The 2,539-nt window shown below is 77.4% G+C and carries 2 protein-coding genes; both read right to left on the bottom strand.

Features of this window, described 5'->3' with window-relative positions; genetic code table 11:
* Nucleotides 1-1,361, bottom strand: a 1,361-nt coding sequence (locus FNX44_RS25980; RefSeq protein WP_143651420.1) for a (2Fe-2S)-binding protein, incomplete at its 3' end; no start/stop codon positions are given.
* Nucleotides 1,358-2,287, bottom strand: a complete 930-nt coding sequence (locus FNX44_RS25975) for an FAD binding domain-containing protein (RefSeq protein WP_143651419.1) — start codon at nt 2,285-2,287, stop codon at nt 1,358-1,360. The genes FNX44_RS25980 and FNX44_RS25975, both read right to left, overlap by 4 nt.
* Between the last annotated feature and the right edge of the window lie 252 nt (nt 2,288-2,539).

The following is a 2,539-nucleotide window of genomic DNA, read 5'->3' as shown; positions in this document are numbered from 1 at the left end:
GCCTCTCCCGGTCCGTACGGCGGATGCGGTGCGGGCCCCTGCTCGGGGACCCTGGGGGGCGCGGCGGGGTCCGGATGACCGGCGGCGTCGAAGTGGCCGGAGTGGTCGCCGTCGTGCGGCCCGTGGGCCTCGACCTGCTGCTCCGCCGACTGTTCGGCGGCGGCCCGTTCGGCCTCCGCCGCGCGGGTGGCGACCACGTCGCGTACCGCCTCCACGATGCCCCGGTAGCCGGAGCAGCGGCAGAGGTTGCCGCACAGCGCCTTGCGGATCTCCAGGTCGGTCGGGGCGTGGTTGCCGGCGAGCAGGTCGTGCACGGTCATCGCCATGCCGGGCAGGCAGAAGCCGCACTGGGCGCCGGCCCGGTCGGCCAGCGCGTGCTGGACGTCGCAGGGGCCGTCGTCGTGCGCGAGTCCTTCGACGGTCCGGATGTCGGAGCGTGCGGCGGTGGCGGCCGGGACGAGGCAGGAGGCCACGAGGCGGCCGTCGACCTGTACCGAGCAGGCGCCGCACTCACCCTGCGAGCAGCCGTCCTTGGCGCCGGCCAGGCCCAGCCGTTCGCGCAGCACGTACAGCAGGGACTCGCCGATCCAGGCGTCGGTGACGGGCTTGTCGGCGCCGTTGACGTGCAGGACGTAGGAGACGAGCGGGTGTTCGTCGGCGGGCGGCTCGGCGTCGTCGCTCGTGTCACCGTCGCCCGCGGCGTCCGCGTCGTCGGCGGCGGACGGGGACTCCTCGGAGGTGGACGCCGGGGCCGCGGCACCGGGTGGTGGGTCACCGTGCTCGGCCGGCTGCCGGCGGTCGTCGCCGCCGGGCCCGCCGGCCGCGAACAGCTCGTGCCCCGCCGAATCGTGGGCGTGCGCCGGGTACAGGGGCCCGTGGGACGGCGGCTCGTGGGACGAGGGCTCGCCGGACGGCGTCTCGCCGCCGGCGGCGGCCAGGTGTCGCTCCGGCGTGCGGCGGGCCTCGTGCGCCCCGGCCAGTGCGGCGGCGGCACCCTGCCCGGACGCGTCCGGCACCCCGGACAGGTCCGGCGCTCCGGGCAGCCCCTGGGAGAGCGCGGCATCCGCGCCATGCGCGGGCTCGGGGGCGAACGGCATCGTCCACTGACCGGTGGCGGCCGGGTCGGTGGAGGCGGCCGGTGTCATCGGCGGGATGACGGGCGGTTCCCAGCCGGGCCCCGTGCCGGGCGCGGCGAGCGGGCTGTAGTCGGCGTCGCGGCCGTCGCCGGGGTAGGGGGGTGCGGCGCCCGGGCCGGGCAGCTGTATGAAGGCCGTGGCCTCGGCGTCGTACGCGCCGCCCCAGCCGCCGGTGGGCGGTGCGGTGGGTGCCGGCTGGCCCGGCTGCTGCTGGTCGCTGCTCATGCGAGAGCCCTCCCGAGTCCCCGGCGGGCGAGTGCCGCCACGGTACGCCGCAGCTGGAGCGCGGCGGGCGGAAGTACCGGTGCCGCTGCCCCGTCCTCGGCCGGCGGCGGGTCGGGGATGCAGGCCATCGCGACGTACTGTCCGAAGGCGTCGAGTGCTTCGGGGGCCAGGGCGCTGGCCCCGCGTTGGGTCACGACGGACCAGTCGATGAGGGAGGCCACCCACTGCTCGGCCTCCAGGGGCCGCAGCGGCATGGGGGCGACGGCGCCGATGGCGCAGCGTACGCCGCGCCGGGCGGGGTCGAGCACCACGGCGGCGGAGGCGACGGCCCGGCTGGGCCCGGTGCGTCCGGTGGCCTTGAGGAACGCCTGCGGGGCGTGCAGGAGCGGTACGCGGAGGTGGCCCAGGATCTCGCCGGGTCGCAGCATGTCCATGCCGGCGAGCAGATGGCCGATGGGCACCTCGCGGCGGGCGCCGCCGGGGCCGGCGATGACGAGGACGGCTTCCAGCGCGGCGAGTACCGGCAGGGTGTCGCCGGTGGGGGCGGCGGTGACGACGTTGCCGCCGAGGGTGCCGGCGTTCCGGATCTGCGGTGGTCCGGCCGCGCGGGCGGCGGCGGCGAGCGCCGGGAAGAGCGCGGCGAAGTCGGGGCGGCCCATGCGGGCGTGGGTGAGGCCGGCGCCGAGCAGGCCGTGGCCGTCCAGGTACTCCCAGCCGCGGATCTCGCTGATGTGGCCGAGGCCGACGAGCGCGGCGGGCCTGAGCTGGCCGGCGTTGACGGAGGCCATCAGGTCGGTCCCGCCGGCGACGGGTACGGCCGCCGGTATGGCGGCGAGCGCCGCCACGGCCTCGTCGAGGGTGGCGGGCAGGGTGACGGACCGCGCGAGCCCAGGGCCGTTCGGCGCATGCGGTGCGTGCGTGCTCAATCCAGCTGCCCCTTCCCCGGTGGTGCCGGCTACTCAGCCGTACGGTACGTGCTTCGAGGCCGGACGAGGCAACTCTGGCACACATCCGGGGCGTGCTGGTGCGAGGGTCGGGAGGAGTCACCGGACGGCGGACGCGAGCCGTCACGGGGTGTCGCGCTGGGTGACCGAAAGCGGGGCCGGAGGGAGCCGGAAGCGCGCCGGACGGGCCGCCGCGCGGCCTCCCGACGCCCCGGGCGGTGGGGTCGTACGGGG

Origin of the sequence: Streptomyces alkaliterrae (assembly GCF_007097205.2) — a bacterium.
Classification (GTDB): domain Bacteria; phylum Actinomycetota; class Actinomycetes; order Streptomycetales; family Streptomycetaceae; genus Streptomyces; species Streptomyces alkaliterrae.
Note: the sequence above shows the minus strand (reverse complement) of the source record. Positions and strands in the feature narration are given on the sequence as shown.